Origin of the sequence: Nocardioides imazamoxiresistens, assembly GCF_032378595.1 — a bacterium.
GTDB classification, from domain to species: domain Bacteria; phylum Actinomycetota; class Actinomycetes; order Propionibacteriales; family Nocardioidaceae; genus Nocardioides; species Nocardioides imazamoxiresistens.
Genome location: NZ_JAVYII010000001.1, coordinates 767946 through 791112 on the forward strand (window position 1 = coordinate 767946; position 23167 = coordinate 791112).

At 72.6% G+C, this 23167-nt stretch carries 19 protein-coding genes; 2 read left to right on the forward strand and 17 right to left on the reverse strand.

Translation table 11 applies throughout. The features are described 5' to 3' along the window. Positions 1 to 35 precede the first annotated feature (35 nt). Both RDV89_RS03635 and RDV89_RS03640 read right to left on the reverse strand, forming a co-directional pair. Positions 36 to 1166, reverse strand: a complete 1131-nt coding sequence (locus RDV89_RS03635) for a Rossmann-fold NAD(P)-binding domain-containing protein (protein WP_315731371.1) — start codon at positions 1164 to 1166, stop codon at positions 36 to 38. Next, the gene (locus tag RDV89_RS03640) at positions 1163 to 1984 is read right to left on the reverse strand and encodes an alpha/beta fold hydrolase (protein ID WP_315731374.1); all 822 of its coding nucleotides are present in this window, start codon (positions 1982 to 1984) and stop codon (positions 1163 to 1165) included. Before RDV89_RS03640 ends, RDV89_RS03635 begins: the two co-directional genes overlap by 4 nt. A gap of 115 nt (positions 1985 to 2099) precedes the next feature. Here RDV89_RS03640 and RDV89_RS03645 point away from each other — a divergent pair, with 115 nt between their 5' ends. Next, positions 2100 to 3737 (forward strand): flavin-containing monooxygenase, encoded by a 1638-nt coding sequence (locus RDV89_RS03645; protein WP_315731376.1) that lies wholly within the window; start codon positions 2100 to 2102, stop codon positions 3735 to 3737. A gap of 99 nt (positions 3738 to 3836) precedes the next feature. Here RDV89_RS03645 and RDV89_RS03650 read toward each other — a convergent pair whose 3' ends face one another. From RDV89_RS03650 to RDV89_RS03690, 9 genes are all read right to left on the reverse strand, one after another. Then, a complete protein-coding gene (locus RDV89_RS03650) occupies positions 3837 to 4064 on the reverse strand; it encodes a ferredoxin (protein ID WP_315731378.1) in 228 nt (75 codons plus the stop codon). A 28-nt stretch (positions 4065 to 4092) separates the two neighbouring features. Next, a complete protein-coding gene (locus RDV89_RS03655; protein WP_315731380.1) occupies positions 4093 to 5283 on the reverse strand; it encodes a cytochrome P450 in 1191 nt (396 codons plus the stop codon). Between the two features lie 71 nt (positions 5284 to 5354). Continuing rightward, positions 5355 to 6110, reverse strand: a complete 756-nt coding sequence (locus RDV89_RS03660; RefSeq protein ID WP_315731382.1) for an ABC transporter ATP-binding protein — start codon at positions 6108 to 6110, stop codon at positions 5355 to 5357. Further along, on the reverse strand, positions 6107 to 8833 hold the full coding sequence (locus RDV89_RS03665; RefSeq protein ID WP_315731384.1) for an ABC transporter permease subunit: 2727 nt from the start codon (positions 8831 to 8833) through the stop codon (positions 6107 to 6109). The genes RDV89_RS03660 and RDV89_RS03665 overlap by 4 nt, the downstream gene beginning before the upstream one ends. 107 nt (positions 8834 to 8940) lie before the next feature. Then, positions 8941 to 10296, reverse strand: a complete 1356-nt coding sequence (locus RDV89_RS03670) for an MFS transporter (RefSeq protein ID WP_315731524.1) — start codon at positions 10294 to 10296, stop codon at positions 8941 to 8943. A 73-nt stretch (positions 10297 to 10369) separates the two neighbouring features. Then, positions 10370 to 11617: a cytochrome P450 gene (locus RDV89_RS03675; RefSeq protein ID WP_315731386.1), complete on the reverse strand. Its 1248-nt coding sequence runs from the start codon at positions 11615 to 11617 to the stop codon at positions 10370 to 10372. 60 nt (positions 11618 to 11677) lie between these two features. Beyond that, positions 11678 to 13093: an aldehyde dehydrogenase family protein gene (locus tag RDV89_RS03680; protein ID WP_315731388.1), complete on the reverse strand. Its 1416-nt coding sequence runs from the start codon at positions 13091 to 13093 to the stop codon at positions 11678 to 11680. A gap of 139 nt (positions 13094 to 13232) precedes the next feature. Then, positions 13233 to 13670, reverse strand: a complete 438-nt coding sequence (locus RDV89_RS03685) for a MaoC/PaaZ C-terminal domain-containing protein (RefSeq protein WP_315731390.1) — start codon at positions 13668 to 13670, stop codon at positions 13233 to 13235. Further along, entirely contained in the window at positions 13667 to 14179 is a 513-nt protein-coding gene (locus RDV89_RS03690; RefSeq protein WP_315731392.1) for an FAS1-like dehydratase domain-containing protein, read from the reverse strand. The genes RDV89_RS03685 and RDV89_RS03690 overlap by 4 nt, the downstream gene beginning before the upstream one ends. A 79-nt stretch (positions 14180 to 14258) precedes the next feature. On the opposite strand from RDV89_RS03690, the gene RDV89_RS03695 reads away from it, so the two are divergent. Further along, complete coding sequence (locus RDV89_RS03695; RefSeq protein WP_315731394.1) at positions 14259 to 15875, forward strand: GMC family oxidoreductase; 1617 nt, start codon at positions 14259 to 14261, stop codon at positions 15873 to 15875. 48 nt (positions 15876 to 15923) lie between these two features. Here the strand turns inward: RDV89_RS03695 and RDV89_RS03700 are convergent, their stop codons facing one another. Genes RDV89_RS03700 through RDV89_RS03725 form a run of 6 tightly spaced genes read right to left on the reverse strand, consistent with a single transcriptional unit; the run spans position 15924 to position 23163 of the window. After that, a complete protein-coding gene (locus RDV89_RS03700; protein ID WP_315731396.1) occupies positions 15924 to 16670 on the reverse strand; it encodes an enoyl-CoA hydratase-related protein in 747 nt (248 codons plus the stop codon). Next, on the reverse strand, positions 16667 to 17077 hold the full coding sequence (locus tag RDV89_RS03705; RefSeq protein WP_315731398.1) for a Zn-ribbon domain-containing OB-fold protein: 411 nt from the start codon (positions 17075 to 17077) through the stop codon (positions 16667 to 16669). The genes RDV89_RS03700 and RDV89_RS03705 overlap by 4 nt, the downstream gene beginning before the upstream one ends. Then, positions 17074 to 18243 (reverse strand): thiolase family protein, encoded by a 1170-nt coding sequence (locus tag RDV89_RS03710; protein ID WP_315731400.1) that lies wholly within the window; start codon positions 18241 to 18243, stop codon positions 17074 to 17076. The genes RDV89_RS03705 and RDV89_RS03710 overlap by 4 nt, the downstream gene beginning before the upstream one ends. Continuing rightward, positions 18243 to 20828 carry a CaiB/BaiF CoA-transferase family protein gene (locus RDV89_RS03715; RefSeq protein ID WP_315731402.1) on the reverse strand — a complete coding sequence of 862 codons (2586 nt, stop codon included), beginning with the start codon at positions 20826 to 20828 and terminating at the stop codon, positions 18243 to 18245. Before RDV89_RS03715 ends, RDV89_RS03710 begins: the two co-directional genes overlap by 1 nt. Continuing rightward, the gene (locus RDV89_RS03720) at positions 20825 to 21694 is read right to left on the reverse strand and encodes an amidohydrolase family protein (protein ID WP_315731403.1); all 870 of its coding nucleotides are present in this window, start codon (positions 21692 to 21694) and stop codon (positions 20825 to 20827) included. Before RDV89_RS03720 ends, RDV89_RS03715 begins: the two co-directional genes overlap by 4 nt. Further along, entirely contained in the window at positions 21691 to 23163 is a 1473-nt protein-coding gene (locus RDV89_RS03725; protein ID WP_315731404.1) for a flavin-containing monooxygenase, read from the reverse strand. The genes RDV89_RS03720 and RDV89_RS03725 overlap by 4 nt, the downstream gene beginning before the upstream one ends. Between the last annotated feature and the right edge of the window lie 4 nt (positions 23164 to 23167).

Below are 23167 nucleotides of genomic sequence, written 5' to 3' on the forward strand. Positions count from 1 at the left end.
TCAAGCAATAACATAACTAGGAAACACGGTTTGGGTCAGCGCCCCTTCTCGTCGACGGCGCCCGGGGCGGTCGGGTGGGCATAAGGGTGGTCGGCCGACGACGCGGCCGCCTGGCTGCGCAGCAGCGTTGCCGTCGCGTCGTGGTACGCCACGACGGCCCGGTCCTCGGCCGCGTAGTCGAAGGAGTCGATCATTCGCTCGGTGGTGCTCGGCGATGGCGGGTGTTCCAGGTACCACTCGACCGTGCTGCGCAGCGCTTGCGCGGCCGTGACCGGCTCGACGTACCCCAGCAGCGTCCGGGCCTTCTCGGCCGTCACCAGCCCGTGGGCGGTGTGGGGCACCGGGAACAGCTCGCGCCCCGGTCCCGCGAGGTCGAACGGGAGCGCGACGACCTCGAGCTCGCCGCCCGCGAAGCCGGCCGTCAGCTCGACCCACTGCCGCAGGGAGTACTGGTCGCGGTCGGCCACGTTGAACACCTCGCCCGCGGCGGCCTCCGGGGCGTCGAGCGCGGCGAGGAGGAACGCGGCCGCGTTCTGCGCCGCGCAGCGCGTCACCAGCGTGAGGCCGCCGTCCGCGAGGATGATCCGGCGGCGGCCGTCCAGGACGCGCCGCACGACCGACCAGTCCCGCGGATAGAGCTGGCGCGGTCCGTAGATCGACGGGTAGCGGAACAGCGTCGCGGCGAACGCGCCGCCGGCATGGAGGTCCAGCACCGCCAGCTCCGCGCGCCGGATCGAGCCCGCGAACCGCGCTGCGTCCGAGGTCGCCCCGCCCGGCCCACCCGGGATTGTGTCTGGGACCGAGTCTTCCGCCGCTGCCACCGCCATCCCGTAGGGCCGGACGCTGCCGGGCTCGTGGTAGCCGGGGTAGAGCGGGACGCCGCTGACCCCGACGAACCGCTCGCACCGCCCGGCCAGGGCCGCGGCAACGTGGCGCAGGCGGCCGTACGTCGCGACGACCACCTCGAACGTCCGGTCGCCGACGACGTCGCGAACGTTCTCCTCGAAGTGCGGGTCCGCGTGCAGGTGCTCGAGGTCGGCGAGCTCGGGCACCTCGTGCGTGCCCCGGTGCAGGATCGTCACCTCGAACCCGCGCCGACGCAGCCCGTCGACGACGTGGGGGCCGGTCGGGCCGGTGCCTCCGACCACCAGGGCACGTGCGGTCATCGTCCACTCCTGTTCTCGGCGGCCGGCGCGGCGAGCGCGCGGGCGCGGGTACGACGGATCGCGTCGACCACCCGGTCGGGCTGGTCGAGCATCAGGTGGTGGTGCCCGTCGGGCACCACCTCGAGGCGGGCGGTGGCGCCGAGGCGCGCGACGAGGCGCTCCGCGCGGGCCGGCTCGAGCATCCCGTGCCCGGCACGCAGGACGAGTGCCGGTACGCCGACCTGCCCGACCTCCTCCACGTCGACGTCCGGGCGGTCGAAGGTGCGCGGGTCGAACCGCCAGCCCCAACCACCCTCGACCGGTCCGACGGACCCCGCGGCGATCGCCTCGCGCAGCCCGGACAGGATCGGCTGGTCGGGGGCTGGGCGCCAGCGCGCCTCTGCCTCCTTGCGGCTCGCGTACACCCGCGGCGTCTTCGTCACGATCCGTGAGCGCAGCGCCCGGGCCCGCGTGTCGACGGTGCGGAACGGCGGGTCCACCAGCACCAGCGCGGCGACCAGGTCGGGGTGCTCCTCGACAACGCGCAGCGCCACCAGCGCGCCCATGCTGTGGCCGACGACCACGTGCGGCCCGGGCCCGAGCGCCGCGTGGGCGGCAGCGACCTCGCCGGCCCAGCCCGACAGCGTGTAGGACGCGCGCCGAGGGCCCCGGCCGTGCCCGCTCAGGTCCGGCGCCACGAGCGGCGCCTCGTCGGCCAGCGCGGCGGCGACGTGGTCCCACCACCCCGCGTGCGCGGCGCTGCCGTGGACGAGGACGATGCCGGGCGCGCCGGGTGCGCCGGCGGCGCTGCGACTGCCCCGCTGCCCCACGACGCTCACCCCCGGGTCACTCTTCTCGAACCAGATCCTATTATGCCTTCACCATCATTGCAGATGGACGTAACATAATTGGAGAGGGCGTCGCCCTCCCACGGACTCACACGAGAGGTCACCGATGCCGGACGCCACCCCCACCCCGACCGACGCCTCCCCCGACGCCTCCCCCACCCGCGTCGACGCGCTCGTCGTCGGTGCCGGCATCTCGGGGATCCACCAGCTGTGGGAGCTGCGCGGCAAGGGGCTGCGCACCGTGCTGCTCGAGGCGGGCTCGGGCGTCGGCGGCGTCTGGTTCTGGAACCGCTACCCGGGCGCGCGGTTCGACTCGGAGAGCTACACGTACGGCTACTTCTTCTCCCCCGAGATCCTCGAGGAGTGGACGTGGTCGGAGGAGTACGCCGGGCAGCCCGAGACCGAGCGCTACCTGAACTTCGTCGCCGACCGGCTCGACCTGCGCAAGGACATGCGCTTCGACGCCAGGGTCGTCTCCGCGCACTGGCAGGAGGACGAGCGCGTCTGGGAGGTCACCACCGCGACGGGCGAGGTGTACCTGACGACGTACCTCGTGACCGCCCTCGGCATCCTGTCGAAGCCCGCGTTCCCGCGCGTGCCCGGCCTGGAGGACTTCCAGGGCGAGTGGCACCACACCGGCACCTGGCCGGTGGCGGACGTCGACGTCCGCGGCAAGCGGGTCGCCGTGATCGGCACCGGCTCGAGCGGCGTACAGGTCATCCCGTTCCTCGCCAAGGACGCCGCGTCGCTGACCGTCTTCCAGCGCACCGCCAACTGGGCCACGCCGATCAACAACTTCGCGATCGACGACGCGCGCGCCGCCGACCTGCGCGAGCGCATCCAGGAGATCTACACGCGCACCCAGGAGACGCCCGGCGGCGCGATCCATGCGCCGATGACCGAGTCGTCCCTCGCCCTGTCCGACGAGGAGCGCCGCGCGGTCTGGGACCGGCTCTACGACGCGCCGGGGATGGCGTTCGTGCTGGGCAACTTCCGTGACGTCGCGCTCTCCCGCGAGGCGAACGGCCACCTCACCGCCTACCTGACCGAGCGGATCCGCGAGCGCGTGAAGGACCCGCGCACCGCCGCGCTCCTGACCCCGGACGACCACGGCTTCGGCCAGAAGCGCCCGCCGCTGGAGAATGGCTACTACGAGGTGTTCAACGAGCCGCACGTACGGCTCGTGTCCACCGTTGAGGACCCGCTGGTGCGTTACACCCCCACGGGTCTGGAGACCGCGATCGAGAGCCACGACTTCGACGTGATCGTGATCGCGACCGGCTTCGTCGCCGTCACGGGGTCGTACGAGTCGATCGACATCCGCGGCACCGGCGGGCGCACCCTGCAGGAGCACTGGGTGGACGGGCCCCACACTTTCCTGGGGATGCAGGCCGCCGGGTTCCCGAACCTGTTCCTCGTGGGCGGTCCGCAGAGCTCGGCCGGGATCATCCCGCGGGTCACCGAGACGCAGGCGACGTGGGTCGCGAACTGCGTGGCGCACCTGCGCGACCGCGGCCTGAGCCGGATCGAGACCACCGAGGCGGCCGAGCAGGAGTGGCACGAGCACGTGCTGTCGGGGATCGAGGGCACGCTCCAGGAGGACGCGAGCGGCTGGGCCTTCGGCACCAACGTTGGCGACGGTCGCCAGCGGGCGTACCTGCTGTACGCCGGCGGCCAGCCCCAGTACCGCGAGCGCATCGCCGAGTCGGCCGAGGCCGGCTACAAGGGCTTCGAGCTGAGCTGAGCCGGGGCCCGCGGGCCCACGGCCCCGTCCCGGTACGACGAAGGGGCGGCGAGCATCCGGCAGGATGCTCGCCGCCCCCTTCGTCGTGGGCGCTGGGATTCAGTCCTCGGAGCCCACCACCGTCACGGCCTCCTCCGGACACGCGACCGCGACCGACTCCATCTCGTCGCGGCGCGACAAGGGGTGGACCTTGTCGACGACCTCGCCGTACCCGACGTCGTCGGACACGAAAGCGTCCGGGTCGAGGGCGTAGCACCGGCCGTGGCCGGCGCAGAACTCCGTGTCGATCCGGTAGCGCAGGCCGGTCTCCGTCTGCTGTGCGGTCATCTCTCGTCTCCTGTCGTGGTGGTCCGGCTCAGCCGAGGGCGAGCGGGAGGCTGGTGAGCTGCTGCATGAACGACCCGTAGCGGTGCCGCGGCGCGAAGCCGTCGGCGATCCGGTACTCCGGGATCCGCTCGTGCCAGACCTTGAGCGCGATCTCCATCTCGACGCGTGCGACGTGCGAGCCGAGGCAGCGGTGGATCCCGAGCCCGAAGGCGGTGTGGCGGTTGGGCTTGCGGTCCAGTTGCACCTCCGGCGCGAACTGCCGGTCGGCGCCGCAGCGGGCGATGAAGACGCGGTCGCCCGGCTCGATCGGGTAGCCGTTCAGCTCGCCGGCCTGCCGCGCGATCCGACCGGCGGGGCCGCCGGTGTTGTAGTACCGGGTCAGCTCCTCGACCGCGTCGTTCGTGAGCTCGGGGCGCGCCACCATGTGCGCGCGGTCCTGGGGGTTCCGGGCGAGGTGCCACATGATGTATCCGAGCTGGGTCGACGTCGTGTCCTGGCCGGCGATGAACGCGAGCCGGCCGATGTCGATGCACAGGTCGACGTCGATCGGCTCCCCGTCGATCTCCATTGCCAGCATCTTGCTGGCCAGGTCGTCCTGCGGGTGCTCCTTGCGGGCCCGGAACAGGTTGCCGACGATCTCGCCGATCTCGTGCTCGACGGCGTCGCGCTTCGCCTGGTCCTCGAACTCGAAGGTGGCGCGCTGGGCGAGCTGGTACATCCGACTGACGTCGTCGTCGCCGAGCCCGAGCCAACCGAGAAAGAAGCGCGCCGGCAGCTGGGAGGAGAAGTCCCGGATGTAGTCAGGGTCGGGCTTCGTCAGCATCTCGTCGATCAGGCGGTGCGTGATCTCGTGGATCCGCGGCTCGAGCGGCGTGACCTCGTTCGGGGCGAACAGCGGGATCAGCGCGCGCCGGAACTTCGTGTGGACCGGCGGGTCCATGCTGATCGGTGGCGTGTTCATCAGGACCTGCTCCTTGGTGTACACGATCGTCGTGGGCAGGTTCGCCCACGTCTTCGCGTCCCGCAGGACCGTCTTGATGGTGTCGAAGTCCGAGGCGACAAGGAAACCTCGGTTGGCCGGGCTGTAGAAGAGCGGTGCCACCTTCGTCATCTCGTCCCAGACCCCGAAGGGGTCGGCGGCGAGCCGCTCGTCGTTCTCCAGGTCGAGCAGGTGGACGGGCAGGCCGTGGCTCTCGGCCCGTTCCAGCATGGTCGGCATGCGGTGTGCCTCCGTGGTCTCGTGGTCGTTCGTTCGGTCGGTGGTCGAGCGCCGCGCTCAGGCCGTCGCGCTCAGGCTCCCTCGCCGATGTACTGCTCGAACATGTTGCCGTCGAGCAGCTCGTCGGCCGGGCCGTCGTACGCCACGCGGCCGCGCCGCAGCACGTACGCGTGGTCGGCGATGGACAGGGAGCGGATCGCGAACTGGTCCACCAGGAGCAGCGAGACGCCCTCGGCGCCCAGCGTCTGGAGGAACTCGAAGACGACGTCCACGATGATCGGCGCGAGCCCGAGGGACGGCTCGTCTACGAGGACCACGGACGGGTTGCGCAGGTACGCCGCGGACAGCGACAGCATCTGCTGCTCCCCGCCGCTGAGCGTGCCCGCCTTCTGCTGCAGCCGCTGGCCCAGCACGGGGAAGGCTGCGGTCGCGCGCTCGATGCCGGCGGCGACGGTGCCGCGCGGCGCCTGCATCGTGAGGTTCTCCTGCACGGTGAGGTTGCGGTAGACCCCGCGTCCCTCGGGCACGTGGCACAGCCCGCGGGTGGACCGGCGGTGCGTCGGCACCCCGGTGATGTCCTCGCCGCCCAACAGCACGGTCCCGGTCGTGGGCCGCAGCAGGCCCGAGGCGACGCGCAGCGAGGTCGTCTTCCCAGCCCCGTTGGGCCCGATCAGCGCGGTGACCCGGCCGGGGCGTACGACGAGGGATACGTCGCGCAGCACCTGCGTGTCGCCGTAGCTGCAGTCGACGCCGCGCAGCTCGAGGGCGGCGTGGGCGGCGGCCGTCGTACCGGCTGCGGAGGTGGGGGGAGTGGTGACCGCGGTCATCGGACGAGTCCTTCCTGGACGGACTGGTCGAGCTCTTCCTCGATGATCTCGGCGCTGCCGAGGTAGGCCGCCTGGACGACCGGGCTGGTGCGGACCTCGGTGGGCGTGCCATGGAAGAGAAGCTTCCCGAAGTCGAGGACGTGGATCTCCCGGCAGATGCGGAGCACCAGCGCCATGTCGTGCTCGACCAGCAGGATCCCGCAGCCGCGCTCGGCGACGACGCGCTCGAGCGTCGAGCCGAACTGCTCGGTCTCCACCGGGTCCAGCCCGGACGACGGCTCGTCGAGCAGCAGCAGATCGAACGGGCCGGCGAGGCACCGGGCGAGCTCCACGAGGCGGCGTTGCCCGGTCGACAGCGCGCCCGTGTGCTGGTCACGCAGGTGCGTGATCCCGCACAGCTCCATCGCCCGCTCCGCGGCGGCGACCGTCGCGCGGCGCTCGGCCGGGGAGGCGACCAGCTGGCCGCGCACCGACGAGCCCGCGAGACCCGACTCGACGCCGAGCTCGACGTTCTGGGCGACCGTCAGGGAGTCGGCGAGCTGCATCAGCTGGAACGTCCGGCCCAGCCCGCGGCGCCCGCGGGCACCGGGACTGAGGGACGTGACCTCCGACCCGTGCAGGAGCACCGCACCCTCCGACGGCGAGAGGAGCCCGCTCACCGCGTTGAAGGTGGTCGTCTTGCCCGCGCCGTTGGGCCCGATCAGCCCCGTGATCTGCCCGACTGGTGCGGTGAAGCTGACGGCGTCGACCGCCGTCCGGCCGCCGTAGCGGATCGTCAGGTCGCGCACCTCGAGGCCGCTGGCCCCGTCGCGCAGGCGGTAGCCCTCGCCGTCCGTGGCGACCCGCGTCGGCGCGGGCTTCGGGCGCCGGCTGCGGAACACCCGGTCGACCGCGCGGCGGACGGGGGCCGGCATGGCCGGAGTACCGCCCTGCGTCGCAGTGACGATGGCGAAGAAGCCGAAGAGCACGTTCATCCAGGCGGCCGTCGACTCGCCGTGGATGTACGCCGGGATCACCGCCGCCGCAATGCCCATCACGGCGTACCAGGGCTCGCGGAACGGCATCAGCGCGAGCGTCGCCACGAGGACGAGCGACTGGTACGCCATGAACTGCGGGTCGCCGAGCGCCGCGTAGTTCGCCGACGCGCCGTAGAGGATGCCGGCGACACCCGCGAAGAAGCCGGAGACGCAGAAGACGATGAGGCGCGTCAGGTTCACGTTGAGGCCGAGCGTTCGCACCGCCTGCGGCGACTCCGAGAGCCCCTGCAGCACGCGGCCCAGGCGGCCCCGGTGGATCAGCATCATCGCGACGCCCGTCGCCACGAAGAAGGCGAGCACGACGTAGTAGTAGCGGTCGTCGCTCTTGAAGCCGGAGGGCCGCGGCATCTCCCGGCCGATGCCGGTCTGGGTGAAGAAGAAGTCGCGGAAGTACAGCAGCTGCTCGACCATCAGGCCGAAGCCGAGCGTCGCCAGCGCGAGGAACAGCCCGGACAACCTGATCGCGGGGAGCGCGAGCAGGGCCGCCACGGGCACCACGACGAAGGCGCCGAGCATCAGGGCGACGAGCCAGGGCATGCCGGCGTCGCCGGCGAACTGGGCGAACGCGGCGGCACCGATGGCCGCGAACGCCGCGTGGCACAGCGAGACCATGCCGGCGGTGCGGATCAGCAGGCCCAGCGAGAGGAGCATGATCGCCTGCGTCAGACCGGTCGTGAAGTAGGTCAGCTTGGCGCCCGCGAAGGTCGGCACCAGCGCGAGGGCGCCGACCACGACCACGCCCGCGACGAGGCGGGAGGACGTCGGGCCGTGCCAGGGCACGTTCGGCGCCCGTTCGTTGCGCGCCGGAGCGACGAGCCTGCTCTTCGGCAGCACCAGCAGCGCGACGATTAGGAAGACGAACGGCAGGCTCGCGGGCAGCCCGGCGAGTTCGGGCAGCTCGAGCGCGTATTTCGTCGTCAGGCTGGCGGCGACGCCGATCACGAGCGCCCCGACGTACGTCAGCGGGATGCTGGAGAAGGCGCCGACCGCGGCGGCGCCGAACGCCTGGACCACGAGGAACGTCAGCGCGACGGACTCCAGGCCGCTCACCGGGGCGATCAGGACGCCCGAGAGCGCGGCGAAGGTCGCGCCGATCACCCAGGCGAGGCGCTGCACGCGCTGCGGGCTCGTGCCGTGCAGGCCGACGAGCTCGGGGTCGTTGACGACCGCCCGCATCGCGAGGCCGGTGCGCGAGGTGCGGAAGAAGACGAAGAGCGCCCCGACGGCGACCAGCGAGATCCCGATCACCGTGACCTGGGCGTAGGAGACGAAGACGCCGCCGAGCTCGAAGGTCTGCAGCCCGTTCGGGAGGTACTGCGGCACCTGGAGGCCGTTGTACCCGTACTTCACCGTCGCGAGGCCCTGCACGATCAGGATCAGCCCGATTGTGGCGACGATCTTCATCGCGGCGCGTTGCTCCGCCAGCGACCGGCTGATCGCGGCCATCACGAGCCCGAACACGGGCCCCAGGACGACGACAGCCAGCAGGAACGCGGGGATCCAGGGCAGCTCCTGCTCGACGTGCAGGAAGTAGAAGACGTAGGCCGCCGCGGCAGCCACGGCGCCGTGGCCGATGTTGAAGATGCCGGACGTCTTGTAGGTGAGCACAAGACCGGTGCCGGCGATGCCCAGGATGGCGCCGGTCGCGACTCCCGCGACGACGAAGGGCAGCAGCTCAGTCAGCATTACGTGGAGATCCTTGCCTCGAGCCGCGACGTCGACCGTGGGCGCCGCGGCGTGTCATGCGTCACGCTACGATGCTACTCCATTACTTGTCCAGCAGTTCAACACAACTATAGCCGCCCACCCCGGGTGCGGGGCGGGGTCGGCACCAGCCGTGCGACCACCGCGGCGGCGACGAGCGCGACGGCGAGCACGAGGAAGCCGGCGACGTAGCCACCCTCGACGGGCAGCCCGTCCGCCGTCGTTCGCGCCGTCACCACGCTGGAGACGACCGCCGTGCCGACGGATCCCCCGATCGTGCGGAGGTTCGCGTTCATCCCGCTGAGGACCCCGCTGTGCTCGGGCGGCGACGAGGCGACGAGCAGGCTCGTCAGGCACGCGAAGGCGAGCCCGTTGCCGACACCCACGAGGGTGCTGACGAGCGCCGCCTGCCAGACGGCGTCGTGGGCCACGGCCAGCAGCGCCGTCGCCGCGGCGGTGACGAGGCAGCCGGCCGCGGCAACGGACGGGCCGCCGAAGCGCCGCGCGAGCGGCGCCGACAGGAGTCCCAGCACGAAGGTGGCGACGGAGTAGGGCAGCATCAGCAGCCCCGAGCCCGTCACCGTCGCGCCCAGCCCGTAGCCGGCCGAGGTCGGTGTCTGGTGCAGCTGCGGCGCGAACGCGACGAACGCGTAGAGAGCTCCCCCGAGCAGCATGGCGGCCACGTTCACCGTCCAGACGGGGCGCCGGGCCAGCAGGCGCAGGTCGATCAGCGGTACGGGGCCCCGACGCTCCTGGCGCACCCACAGGCCACCGACCACGACGGCGCCGCCGAGCAGCGCGAGCACGGGCGCCGAGGTCCACCCCAGGACGGGCGCCCGCGTCACGCCGAGGAGGAGGGCGACCAGCCACGCGGCCAGCAGCACGGCCGGCAGCAGGGGCAGCCGGGCGCGCTCGCCGCGCGGCGGGTCGGGCAGCAGCAGCCGGGCGGCGACCGCGGCCGCGCCCGTCACCGCGGCGGGCAGCAGGAACAGCGCCGCGAACCCGAAGGTCGCGATGATCGGCCCCGCCACGACGACCGCGGCGCCTGTCCCCACCGCGATCAGCGACGACAGGAGGCCGATCGCCCCCGGCACCCGGGGGAGGTCGAGCCGGTCCCGGACGATCCCGAACGACAGCGGCACCACGCCGCCGCCCAGCCCCTGCACGACCCGGGCGGCGATCAGCACGCCGACGGACGGCGCGACCGCGGCCAGCAGCGAACCCGCGCAGAGCAGGCCGAGCGAGACGACGAGCACCCGGCGCTTGCCGTGGACGTCGCCGAGCCGGCCGGCGATCGGCGTCGCCACCGAGGCGGCGAGGAGGTACCCCGTGAGGACCCAGGTGACCGTCGACTGCGCCGCGTCGTACTCCTGCGCGATCCGCGCCAGCACCGGGACGGTCAGCGACTGCATCAGGGCGAACGAGCAGACCGCGACCGCGAGGATCGCGACGGTGCCGCGCGGACCGGCGCCCGCAGGTGGGTGCGGAGAACGGCCCGCGGAGGGAGGCGCGACGACCTCAGGAACGCTCGCGCGGACCGGGCTCGAAGAGCAGGTGCAGGTTGCCCACGCCCCACGCGAGCCCGAGGTGCTCGGTCGGCGTCCGGGACTCGTCGAGGCTGAACCGCGGCATCCGGCGCCGCAGCTCGGTGAACCCGATCCGCAGCTCGAGCCGGGCGAGGTGGACGCCCAGGCAGCGGTGCGGGCCCATCCCGAAGGCGAGGTGCGGCTTCGGGGCGCGGTCGAAGACGATCCGGTCCGGGTCGGGGTAGTACGCCGGGTCCCGGTTGGCCGCGGCCAGGGGGAAGTGCACGCGCTCCCCCTCGGGCAGCTCGAGCTCGCCGACCTGCACCGACTCGTGGACGACGGTGCGCGTCGGCACCGCGGGGGCGGCGATCCGGAGCAGCTCCTCGATCGCGGGCTCCAACGACTCGGGCGACGCGAACATCTGGTCCCACAGCTCGGGCTGGCGGCCCAGGTGCATGAAGCTCTGCGCGAAGGTGCTCTGCACCGTGTCGAGCCCGGCCAGCACCAGGAGGAGCAGCAGGTCGAACAGGTCGTCGTCGGAGAGCGGCGCGCCGTCCTTCTCCGCCCGCAGCACGTGCGAGGTGACGTCGTCCCCGAGGTTCGTGCGGCGCTCCGCGATCAGGTCGAGGAGGTACGCCCGCATCTCCGTTGCCGCCCGCCCCTGCGCGGCCTGGCTCTCCTCCTTCGAGACGCCGACGATCCCGTGCTGGATCGTGCCGGTCCACTCGTTCAGGCGACCGAGGTCCTTCAGCGGCCAGCCCATCAGGTGCATCACCGTCGCCCCCGGGAAGGGCATCGCGAACTCCTCGACGAAGTCGCACTCGCCCCGCTCGATGAACCCGTCGATGAAGTCGTTGGCCGCAGCGCGCAGCTGGTCCTCGAGCGCGGCGACCCGCTGCGGCGAGAACAGGGGGTCGAGCAGCCGGCGGTAAAACTTGTGCTCGTCGCCGTCGAGCTCGATCGGGATCAGCGCCTTCTGCGCGCCCTGCGGGTTCCCTCCGTCGGGGTCGTTCGGGTTGCTCACGAAGCCGCGGTTGTTGCGCCGCAGCACGCTGGCGATGTCGTCGTACCGCGTCAGCACCCACGTGCCGTTGCCGCGCGCCGAGTAGCTGATCGGCATCTCGCGGCGCCGTTGGGCCATCTCGGCGAGGTGCTCCGCGATCGTCGCGTTGTTGTAAGGGTCGTAGTCGCGGCGGTGCTGCGCGCGCAGGTCCTCCAGCGCGATCTGGTCGACGCTCATGATGGTTCTCCTCGGGGGCGGTGCTCGGGTGCTCGGGTGCTCGGGTGCGCGGGGGCAGGCTCAGAGGTCGGCGCCGTTGCCGTAGATGATCTGGCGCTGCGTGTACTCCTCCAGGCCGGCGAGCCCGTTCTCGACGCCGATGCCGCTCCAGCGGGCGCCGCCGAAGGGCACGTGCGGGCCGTGGTTGATCGCGTGGCCGTTGATGTAGACCGTGCCGACGCGCAGCCGGCGACCGACGCCGAGGGCGCGGTTCGCGTCGGCGCTCCACACCGAGCCGCCGAGCCCGAACTTGGAGGCGTTGACCTCGGCGACCACGGCGTCCAGGTCGTCGTACGCCACCAGCGGCAGCACCGGGCCGAACTGCTCCTCCTCCACGATCGCGGCGCCCGCCGCGACGTCGGTGAGGATCGTCGGGGTCAGGAAGTAGCCCGCCTCGCCCACCTGCTTGCCGCCCGAGCGCACCGTCGCGCCGGCCGCCACGGCGTCCTCGAGCAGGCCGTTGACGCGCTCGTACTGCGGGCGGTTGTTGATTGGCCCGAGCCGCACCCCGTCCTCGGAGCCCGCGCCGACAGCGACGGACTCCGCGACGCGGGCGAGCGCGTCGGCCACCCGGTCGTGGAGGGCGGCCGGCACGTAGACGCGCTTGGCGACGCCGCAGACCTGGCCGTTGTTGGTGAACGCGCCCCAGAACAGCGGCTCGGCGATCGCGTCGACGTCGACGTCGTCGAGGAGGATCGCGGGGTCGTTGCCGCCCAGCTCGAGGGTGACCCGCTTGAGGTCGGGGGCGACGGCGGCGGCGACGGACTTCCCGGCCGCCGTCGAGCCGGTGAAGCTCACCATCGCGGTCGTCGGGTGCGTCGTCATCGCCACCCCCACCGCGTCGCCGCCGGAGACGACGTTGAGCACGCCTGGGGGCAGCACCTCGGCGAGCAGCTCCCCGAGACGCAGCGTGGCGACGGGGGTGTACGGCGAGGGCTTCAGCACGACGGTGTTGCCGGCCCGCAGGGCGGGGGCGAACTTCCAGGCCGACTGGATCAGCGGGTAGTTCCACGGCGTGATGCCCGCGACGACCCCGAGGGGGAAGCGCACTTGCAGCACCTCGCCCGGGGTGACGACCTCGGACTTGGGGACCTCGACCTCGGCGAACCACTGGATCCAGCCGACCGTGCCCTGGGCCTCGCCCAGCGCGTCGGCGTACGGCTTGCCCTGCTCCCGCACTAGCAGGCCTGCCAGCTCGTCGAGGTGGACGCCGACCTTCTCAGCGGCACGGCGGAGCGCTGCGCGGCGGGCGTCGTCGTCCGCGGCCCAGCCTGCGAAGGCGGCGTCCGCCGCGGCGAACGCGGCGTCGACCTCGGACTGAGTCGCCGCGGGCACCTCGGCCCACGGCTGCTCGGTGGCCGGGTCGAGCACGGTGAAGGTCTCGGAGCCGGCGGCCCGGCCGTCGATCGTCATGCGGAACTGCTGGAGGTCGGGCACGGTGGGCCACCTTCGGGAGATCGGACGGGTGGCTGGACGACTCGACAACTGTGTTCGGTCGCCGCAGCAAGAAGTGATCTAACTTCATTAGAAGATTAGTAGCGCGCGGACGGCTGCGCAACAGCACGAGTGCGCGGGATCACACGGGGATGTGGACCCGGGCGCTGCCCCGGGCCAGGCATGCGCCCGCGTCGTCCTCGACCACGAGCTCCACGGCGACCCGGCACCCGGCCCTCTCGACGCCCCCCGCTCCCGCCTCCTCGACCGCCGTCACGCGGCCGCCGACGCGTACCGGTCGGTCGCGGAGGTTCGGCGCGACGAAGCGCAGGTCCACCCGCTCCACGCGACCGCCGTCGGGCAGCCACGAGCGCAGCAGCACGTGCACGTACGCCCACTGCAGCCTCCCCATCCCGATCGCCCCGGGGTACCCGGCCCGGCGACCGGCCTCGTCGTCCATGTGGATCGGCACGAACTCGTCGTTGACCGCCGCGAAGCGGTTCCAGTGCGCGAGGCCCGGGACGCGCTTCAGCCACGGCAGCACGTCGCCGACGCCCGGCGCCGGGTCGGGGCCGCTCACGCGTCGTACCGGATCGACGTCTCTCGCAGCAGCCGCACGAACGCGCCGTCCTGGTTGGTCCAGCGGTCCTCCGTGGTCGTCAGCAGCATCGGGCCGAGGCGGCCCTGCTTCTCGACGTACGCCACCAGCCGGGTGCGCGAGGTGACGACGTCGCCGACGCGGATCGACTCCCCGTAGGTGGCCTCGATGCCCCCGGCGACCTGGTGCCGCAGCCCGGGGCCACGGATCCCATGGACCTTCTCGGGACGGTCGGTGTCGCGGGCCTTCGGCACGACCACCGGGCGACGCCGCCGGGCGACCTGCCACGCGAACGGGTTGAACTCGTCGGGGGCGACCAGCCCGCCGTAGTGCTCGGCGTTCAGGAACCGCCGCGGGGGCGCCTCCGGGTAGTGCACGGCGATCGACCAGCGCCGGAGGTCGGAGGCGTCGACGGGGTACGACGTGCGCCAGTCGATCTCGTCGCCGAGCGCCGCGCGCATCTCGTCGTTGACGAGCGTCCCCTGCTCCACGTGGACCACCTGCCTTCACTTGAACATTAATAGAACATAATAGTGGCGCACATCGTCCACACCTAGATAGGTTGCGCGCATGCCCGAGCAGTCCTCGACCGAGTTCGACTACGTGATCGTCGGCAGCGGTGCTGGCGGCGCCGTCGTCGCGAACCGGCTCAGCGCCGACCCCCGCCACCGCGTGCTGCTGATCGAGGCGGGCGGCCCCGGCCGCAACCCGATGCACCTCGTGCCCAAGGGCTTCTACTTCACGATGAACGACCCACGCTCGGCGACGACGTACTCGACGGAGGAGTACGGCGACGGGCAGGTCGCGACCTGGCCCCGGGGGCGCGTGCTCGGCGGGTCCACCACCATCAACGGGATGGTCTGGAACCGCGGCTGGGCGCCTGACTACGACGCCTGGGAGGCCCGCGGCCTCGAGGGCTGGAACTGGGACCGCTTCCTGCAGGCGTTCAAGGAGCTGGAGGACCACGAGCTCGGCGCGGGCCCGTACCGCGGGAAGGGCGGGCCGGTGTCCGTCTCGATCGCGCGCCCGACCGAGGAGGTCAGCGACGCGCTGATCGAGGCGATGGGCACGCACGGCATCGGGTTCGTCGAGGACCCGAACGGGAGCGACGACGAGCGCGTGGGGTACGTCGCCTCGAGCATCCGCCGCGGCACCCGCGTGAGCACCGCGCGCGCCTTCCTGCGCCCCGCTCGGCGCCGCCCCAACCTGACCGTCGTGACCGGCACGACCGCCGACCGGCTGGTGCTCGACGGTACCCGCGTCGTCGCGGTCGAGGCCCGCCGCAAGGGTCGGCCCGTCACTTACCGCGTCGCCCGCGAGGTGATCGTCGCCGGCGGCCCGCTCGAGTCGCCGCAGCTGCTGGAACGCTCCGGGATCGGCCGCCCCGACGTGCTCGAGGCCGCCGGCATCCCCGTGCGCGTGGCGAGCCCGAAGGTCGGCGAGAACCTGCGCGAGCACCGCGGCATCCAGCTCCAGGTCCGCCTGAAGGGCGCCGCGGGCTACAACCGGCAGGCCTCCAGCTTCGTCCGGCAGATGTGGGCGGGGTTCAAGTACCTGTTCACGCGGCGCGGGCTGATCGCGTTCGGCGGCTACAACGTCGTCGCCAACTGGCGCTCCGACCCGGCCGCCGAGCGGCCCGACACCCACGTGTTCTTCACGCCGATCTCGACGTCGCGCGTCAACCCGATCTCGGGCCGCCTCGTGGTCGACTCGTTCCCCGGCGCCCGGATGGTCGTCTCGCCGACCTTTCCGACGAGCGAGGGCTCGATCCACGTGACGAGCCCCGACCCCGACGCCGCGCCGCGGATCGTGCCGAACTTCATGGCCACGCAGCACGACCGCGACCTGATCCCGAAGGTACTGGAGAAGGCCCGGGCGATCCTCGCCACGGAGCCCTTCTCGCGGCTCGTCGCGGAGGAGCTCGAGCCCGGTCCGGCCCTGCCGCCCAAGGCGGACGTCGCCGACTTCGCGCTCAACAAGGGCGTCGCCGGGATCCACACGCTGGGCACCTGCTCGATCGGCCCGGACGCCGACGACGTGGTCGACGGGCGGCTGCGGGTGCGCGGCGTCGAGGGTCTGCGGGTCGTCGACTCGTCGGTCTTCCCCGCGATGCCGTCGGGCAACTGCAGCGCGCCGACGCAGGCGCTCGCGTGGATCGCCTCCGGGCTCATCCTCGAGGACGCCTGAGCCTCCCGGGCACCGCCCCGCTCCCCCGGGGGAGGAGCGGGGCGGTGCTCAGGTCCAGCGCGGGGCGCGCCGCTCACGGAACGCGGCGGTGCCCTCGGCGCGGTCCGGCGACGCGGCGACCCGCTCGGCGGCGGCGGCCGTCGCCGCCCAGGCGTCGGCCTCCGCCGCGGCGTCGAGGCGCCGCGTCACGCGCAGCGTCTCCTCGACCGACGTCGGCGCCGCGTCCCGGCACAGGTCCGTTGCGAGCGCGACGGCCGTCGCGAGCGCGTCACCGGGCGCGACGAGGCGGTTGACGAGTCCCAGCGCGTGGGCGCGCGCGGCGTCGAGACGACCGCCGGTCAGCAGCAGCTCGGTCGCGACGTTGCGCGGGAGGCGGTCGGCGGCGCGGAAGAGACCGCCCGCGAGGGCCAGCCGGGCGCGGGTGGCCTCCGGCAGCCCGAAGGAGGCCGCCGTGGAGGCGACGACGAGGTCGCAGGCCAGCACCAGCTCGAAGCCCCCGCCGAGGGCGGGGCCGTCGACCGCAGCGACGACCGGCTTGAGCGGCCCGCGGCGGACGACGCCGTACCAGCCGCCGCGCGCCGTCGGCGTACCCGGCCCGTCGATGACGTCGCTGCCCGCGCAGAACGCAGGCCCCCGGCCGCCCAGGACGGCCGCGCGGAGCGTGGGGTCGTCCTCGAGCCGGTCGAACGCGGCGTCGAGGGCGGCGGTGGTCGCCGCGTCGATCGCGTTGCGCCGGTGCGGCCGGTCGAGCTCGACGACGGGCACCGGACCGACCCGCGTGACGACCGCGCTCACGCCGACCGCGGGACCGGCACCACCACCGGCACGAGGCCGTGCTCGCCGACCTCGGCGTAGTCCACGACGACCTCGTCCCCGACGGCCAGCGGCGTGGTGACGTCCGGGACGCGACCGAGGATCCGCGCGCCGCAGACGAGTTCCACCAGAGCGACGCGGTACGGCACTTGCTCGCGCAGGGACGCGGCGTACGCCCGGTGGTAGACGACGTGGCTCCAGATCGTCCCGCGGCCCTCGACCTCGGCCCAGGTGACCTGCCGCGACAGGCACTCCGGACACACCCCGGCGGCCGGCCACCGAACGTAGGCGCAGTCATCGCAGCGCTGCAGCACGAGGCGGCGCTCGGCGGCGCCCGCCCAGAACGGGGAGTCGTCACCGGTCGCGCCGTACGGCAGGTCGGCGCTCATGCCGCGTCCACCACGAGAGCGGGGTCCACCGAGAAGATGGTGCTCGCGGCCTTCATCATCCCGAAGGTCGAGCAGTACTGGGCCGTGCGCAGCCCCTCGAGCTGGCGCGCGCCGGCCTCGCCGCGGAGCTGGCGGACCATCTCGCACAGGTGCAGGAACCCCCACATGTAGGCCTCCGAGAGCTGGCCCCCGTTGGTGTTCAGCGGCAACCGCCCGCCGTACCCGATCGCGCCGGAGCGGAACGCCTCGCCGACGCCGCCGGGCTCCACGAAGCCGTACCACTCGAGCATCTGCATGACCCACACGCTCGTCGGGTCTTGGATGTAGAGCGCATCGACGTCCGAGCGCTCCACGCCCGCGGCGGGGTAGATCCGGTCGGCGACCTGGCCGATCCAGGGCCGCATCCACTGGTCGGCGTTCTGCCGGTCCCGCAACCCGGTCTGCTGAGCGATGCCCAGCACGTGCACCGGGCGGTCCGTCAGCTCGGCGGCAGTCGCCGCGTCCGCGACGATCAGGCAGGCCCCGCCGTCGGAGATCATGCAGAGGTCGGAGCGGCGCAGCGGCTCGACGAGGTAGTCCGAGGCGAGGTAGTCCTCGACCGACAGGGGGTCGCGGAAGATGGCGAGGGGGTTGTCCGCGGCGTACCGGCGCTGGGAGACTGCGATCTCGGCCAGGTCCGCCTCCGTGGTGCCGTAGAGCGCCTGATGGCGCCGGAACGCCATACCTGCCACGCCGGCGACGTTGAGGAAGCCGTTGACGCTCGCGTCGTCTTGCCGGCCCAGCGGCAGGGTGAAGCGGTTGCCGGCGCTGCGCTGGTTGGTGCCGTAGACGATCGCGACGCAGCGGGCGAGCCCTGCGCGCACGACCGCCACGGCGAGGTGCAGCGAGAAGTTGCAGGTGCCGTAGTCGAGGGTGGCGCTGTAGGCCGGGTTGAGGCCCGCCAGCCGTCCGATCTCGGTGTCGATCCCGTACCCGCCGTACGACTTGCAGGTGATCAGCCCGTCGACGCGGGACTTGTCGATGCCGGCGTCCGCGAGCGTGACCCGCAGCGCCTCGACGGCCAGCTCGTCCGCGGAGATGCCGGGGAGGGTGCCCTGGAGCGTGTTGCCCACCGCGACGACGGCGACGTCGCCGCCCACCGCCCCAGGGGCGCGGCGGCCCGTCATCAGACGATCCCCCGCGCGGCGAGTCCGTCGACCTCGTCGGTCGAGAGGCCCAGCAGCTCGGAGTAGACCTCGTAGTTGTGCTCACCGTACGCCGCCGCGGCGCGCCCCACGGGCCCGCCGATGTGCTGCGGCGTCTCGCTCAGGTGCACCGACGGCGCCGCCACCGGCCACCGGCCGAAGTTCGTCGCCTCCAGCTCGGTGAGCCAGTTCAGGTGCCGCAGCTGCGGATCGCGGTCGTAGCGGTCCGCCGCCGTCTGCGCCACGCCGGCCGCGACCCCGGCGCCCTGGAGCCTCTCCATCAGTGCGAAGGCCTCGCACTCCGACGTCCACGCCTCGACGAGCGCGTCGAGCTCGGCCCGGTGCGCCTGCCGCGCCTCGAGCGTCGCCAGCTCGGGACGCTCGAGCCACTCGGGGTGGCCGGCCTCCTTCGCGAGCCGGGCGAAGTCGTCGTCGGTGGCGCAGGTGATCGCGATCCAGCGGTCGTCGCCGGCGCAGCGGTAGATGCCCTCGGGCGCCGCGGTGCCGTACGGCGAGCGGTTGCCGACCCGCTCGAACTCACGGCCGTTGACGGCGTGGTCGAGCAGCGGCAGCGCGGTCAGATAGAGCCCGACCTCGCTCTGCGACGCGTCGATCCACTCGCCCTCACCGGTCCGGTCCCGGCGGTAGACGGCGGCCAGGATCGCGAGCGCGAAGCTGTACGCGCCGTACCAGTCGAGGTAGGAGTAGCCCCAGCCAGCCGGGGCGTACGGCTCGGGCAGACCGCTCATGTGGGACAGGCCCGAGAAGGCCTGCGCGACCGGTCCCACGGTGCGGAAACGGCCGTACACACCCTGGCTGCCCATGCCGGACTGCTTCGCGTAGATCATCCGCGGGTTGATCTCGCGCATCACGTCGTAGGTGAGGCCCCAGCTCTCCATCACGCCCGGCGAGAAGCCCTCGGCGACGATGTCCGACTCCGCCATCAGCCGCTTGGCCAGCGCGAGGCCCTCGGGGTGCTTCACGTTCAGCGAGAGGCCCCGCTTGCCGGGGTTCTTGTTGTTGTACTGCGCCCCGACGGGGCCGCCCTGGTCGGCGGGCCAGCGCGACGGCACCGGGCCGGTCGCCGCCTCGCGCGCCTCCCGCCCGCCGACTGGCGCACCGCCGCGGCGGGGGTCGAGGTTCTTATGCCACTCGACCTTGATCACGTCGGCGCCGAGCGCCGCGAGGAAGCGGGTCGCCCCCGCGGAGGCGAGCATCCACGTGAAGTCGAGCACCCGGACGCCTTGGAGCGGGAACGGCGTGCCCGCGGGGGTGAGTCGCTCCGGGCCTGTCACGGGCCGCGTCGTCACCACGGGGCGCGGTCGCGGCTGGCCGAGGACGGCGGCGCGGTCCTCGTCCAGCAGCGGTGCGCGCCGACCGGTGATCCATCGGGACCCGTCGGTCACCCACTTGCTCGTCGGATACGGGAACGACCGGCCGAGCTCGGGGTGCGCGACCTCGGTGTAGGTCCCCCGCTGCTTCCAGTGCTCGTCGTCGGCGCTTTCGTGCGGCTTGCGCACCGGCACCCACATGAGCCCGGCCTGCTGCGCCTCGCGCCACGGCACGGTGTCGTACATGTAGCGGCGCATCGTCTGCTCGACGACGTCCATGTTGCTCGCCGAGCCGCCCTCCATGCCGGGGAGCACGCGTGAGTCCTGCTCCTTCTCCTCGCTCCCGTCGGTGATCCTGCCGCCGATCCCCCACTCGTCGAGGAAGGGACCGAGGAGCTTCGCGTTGCGGGTCATCGCGAGATACCACCGCCCGTCCTTCGTGCTGAAGATCGAGCGGTGCCGCGAGACCGACGGCGCCGAGTGGCGGCAGGTCTGGCGGTGGAAGGGGGTACGCAGCGCGACCCACGACATCAGGTCGCCCTCGGTGTTCTTGGCGACGGCCTCGTGGATCGCGCACGACAGGTGTTGGCCCCGGCCCGTCCGGCCACGGGTGGTCAGCGCCGCGACGACGGTGAACGCGAGCTGCTCGCCGGCGATCGCGTAGGAGTGGTTGAGCTGCGGCGCGATCGGCGGGGTCTCGTAGCGCGAGCGCGGGTCGGGGTCGTAGCCGTTGTTCATGACGACGCCGCCGTAGGCGAGGTGGACCAGGTCGGAGGCGCGGAAGTCCTTTTGCGGCCCGTCCTCGCCGAAGGGCGTGAGCCGGGCGTAGACGAGGTGCGGGTGCTCGGTACGCAGCTGCGCCGAGCCGAGCCCGAGCGCGTCGAGCTCACCCAGCGGCGTCGAGTCGACGACCACGTCGGCGCCGGCGACCAGCGCGCGGTACTCCGCGAGGCCCGCGTCGGTCGCGAGGTCGAGGACGACGGAGCGCTTGCCGCGGTTGTACGCCCAGAAGTGCAGCGAGCGCTCGGGGTGCGGCTCGTCGTCGACGAACGGGCCGAACCGTCGCGACGCGCTGCCGCCGACGGGCTCGACCTTGACGACGTCGGCGCCGAGGCCGGCGAGCACGAGCCCGCAGTACTCGCCCTGGTGGTCACCGATCTCGACAACCCGGACGTCGGCGAGCGCGGCCGAGCCGCTGGTCCTTGTGGGCTCGGTGGTCCCGGTGGGCTCTGTCATCGCAGGATCTCCATCTCTCGGGCGGCGACCGGCTCGGGCCAGTCGAGCCAGGTGGTGAGGGCGCGTCCCAGGACCAGCTCCCGCTCGGGAGCGTCGAGACGCGGCAGGTGCTCGACGAACGCGTCGACGAGCCGGGCGTAGGGCACGGGAAGCCGGGACAGGTCGGACCCGAAGAAGACCCGCTGCGCCCCGAAGGCGTCGACCAGCTCGTAGACGGCCGGCGCGAGCGACGGGAACGGGTGCTCCTCGGCGACGAAGCACGGCAGCGCGGAGGCCTTCACTGCGACGCCGGGGAACCGCGCGAGGGCCCGCAGGGGGCGCACCGCGTCGACGAGGGACGGCACCACCGTCTCAACGGCGACGTGGTCGACCGTGATCGACAGGGCAGGGTGACGCTGCGCGAGCTCGGCGTAGAGGTCGTAGCGGCCCGGCGCGTAGATGCTCAGCGGTACGCCGTACCGCTCCGCCGCGGTGAAGAAACCGCTGCGGGTCGCCCGCTCCAGGTCGCCCGCCACGTCGCCGCGGTTGAGCGACAGCCGGATGCCGCGCATGCCGACGACGTCGCGCCAGTGAGCGAGCCGCTCGACCTCGGCGGGGTCGGAGGTGGGGAACCGGCACAGCGCGCCCCACCGGGCGGGGTCCGCCGCGGCGTGCTCCAGCACGTAGTCGTTGCGCCCGCCCTCCCAGGTGGGCCCGAGCAGCAGCGCCGCCTGCACGCCGGCCGCGTCGAGCTCCCGGCGCAGCTCGGGCACCTCGAGCGGTACGACGCGCTGCGGCTCGATCGCGTCCGCGGGCCACGGCCGGTCGGGGGTGGACCCCTTCCAGACGTGCACCTGGGCGTCGACCACCAGGGGTCGCGGGCTCATGAGGACCGGGCGGCGTGCGACGCGTCGAACACCTCGAAGTCATCCATGCGGAGCTCGGCGTACTGGTCGATGTGCTTCTGCCGCGTGAAGGGCCAGATGATCGGGGTGCCGACGGTCTGGCTGTACCAGTTGTCGCCCTCGGAGTACGTCGTGCCGGGCAGCGCCGCGCGCACCTCGGCGAGGAACTCCTCGGTGGCCTCGGCCGTCGGCGCGTAGCCGGCGCCCGTGCTCTCGATCTTCTCGAGCAGCTGCATCAGGTAGCCGACCTCGTGCGCGAGGGTCGTCGGGATCGAGATCGAGTTCACCGGCGCGAACGGGCCGCAGAGCAGAAACAGGTTGGGAAAGCCCGTGACGGCGACCCCCTTGTAGGCGCTGACCCCCGCGGACCAGGCCTCGTCGATGGTCGTGCCGCCGGGACCGATGACGTTCATGGGGCGCATGTAGGCGTGCGCGTCGAAGCCGGTCGCCCAGACGATCACGTCGACCTCATGCAGCACGCCGTCGTCGTCGACGAGCCCGGTCGGCTCGATCTGCGTGATCCCCGAGAAGACCGGGGTGACGTTGGGCTGCTGCACGACCCGGTAGTAGTTCGGGGTCTTCGCGATCCGCTTCACGCCGAGGGTCTCCTCGGGCGTGAACCGCGCACGCAGCTCGGGGTCCGGGATCTCGGTGCGCAGCATGTCGCGGAAGCGCCGGTTCATCTCCTCGCGGTCCGGTCCGGGCACCAGGCGCCACGTCTCGTTGCCGTCGGTGCGCACGCGCAGCTCGGCCATCTTCCGGTCGTAGCGCCGCGCCAGGGGCGGGATCCGCATCACGAGCTTCTCCCACACGGTGTAGCGCGGGTTGGGCTTCACCTGCATCCACTGCGGGCTGCGGACGAACTGGGTGACGTCGAGGCCGCGCTCGCCGAGGGCGGTGGTGATCTGCACCCCGCTGGAGCCGGTGCCGACCACGGCGTACCGCACACTGCGGTCGTCGAGGTCGAGCGAGTGGTCCCACTCTGAGGAGTGGAAGGAGCGGCCGGCGAACGACTCCGCGCCCGGCACGGCCGGGCGCCGCGGCACGCGCAGGAAGCCCGTCGCGGCGACGACGACGTCGACCACGTCGGAGCGGCCGTCAGAGGTGGTGATCGCCCAGGCGCCGTCCTGCCACGTCGCGGAGGTGACCTCGACGCCGAAGCGGACGTGTGGCAGCAGGCCCTGGTCCCGCGCGAAGTCGTGGAGGTAGGTACGGACCTCGGAGCCCGGGGCGTACCGCTTCGACCAGTGGTGGCTGCGAGCGAAGGGGAACTCGTAGTTGCGCGTGAGCACGTCCACGTGGAGGCCCGGGTAGGTGTTGGCGTCCCAGGTGCCGCCGACCGCCGACCGCTTCTCGTAGATCGTCAGGTCGTGGCCGGCCCGCTTCAGGTGGTAGCCGATGAACAGGCCGGACATCCCGGCGCCGACGACGGCGACCTTCAGCGGCTTCATGCTC

Excerpts from the sequence above, each read along its gene's own strand:
- RDV89_RS03635 (WP_315731371.1), bottom strand. The coding sequence starts at position 1,166 with ATGACCGCACGTGCCCTGGTGGTCGGAGGCACCGGCCCGACCGGCCCC.
- RDV89_RS03705 (WP_315731398.1), bottom strand. The coding sequence starts at position 17,077 with ATGAGCGCCGACCTGCCGTACGGCGCGACCGGTGACGACTCCCCGTTC.
- RDV89_RS03665 (WP_315731384.1), bottom strand. The coding sequence starts at position 8,833 with ATGCTGACTGAGCTGCTGCCCTTCGTCGTCGCGGGAGTCGCGACCGGC.
- RDV89_RS03710 (WP_315731400.1), bottom strand. The coding sequence starts at position 18,243 with ATGACGGGCCGCCGCGCCCCTGGGGCGGTGGGCGGCGACGTCGCCGTC.
- RDV89_RS03695 (WP_315731394.1), top strand. The coding sequence starts at position 14,259 with ATGCCCGAGCAGTCCTCGACCGAGTTCGACTACGTGATCGTCGGCAGC.
- RDV89_RS03660 (WP_315731382.1), bottom strand. The coding sequence starts at position 6,110 with ATGACCGCGGTCACCACTCCCCCCACCTCCGCAGCCGGTACGACGGCC.
- RDV89_RS03655 (WP_315731380.1), bottom strand. The coding sequence starts at position 5,283 with ATGCCGACCATGCTGGAACGGGCCGAGAGCCACGGCCTGCCCGTCCAC.
- RDV89_RS03715 (WP_315731402.1), bottom strand. The coding sequence starts at position 20,828 with ATGACAGAGCCCACCGGGACCACCGAGCCCACAAGGACCAGCGGCTCG.
- RDV89_RS03675 (WP_315731386.1), bottom strand. The coding sequence starts at position 11,617 with ATGAGCGTCGACCAGATCGCGCTGGAGGACCTGCGCGCGCAGCACCGC.
- RDV89_RS03650 (WP_315731378.1), bottom strand. The coding sequence starts at position 4,064 with ATGACCGCACAGCAGACGGAGACCGGCCTGCGCTACCGGATCGACACG.
- RDV89_RS03720 (WP_315731403.1), bottom strand. The coding sequence starts at position 21,694 with ATGAGCCCGCGACCCCTGGTGGTCGACGCCCAGGTGCACGTCTGGAAG.
- RDV89_RS03725 (WP_315731404.1), bottom strand. The coding sequence starts at position 23,163 with ATGAAGCCGCTGAAGGTCGCCGTCGTCGGCGCCGGGATGTCCGGCCTG.
- RDV89_RS03645 (WP_315731376.1), top strand. The coding sequence starts at position 2,100 with ATGCCGGACGCCACCCCCACCCCGACCGACGCCTCCCCCGACGCCTCC.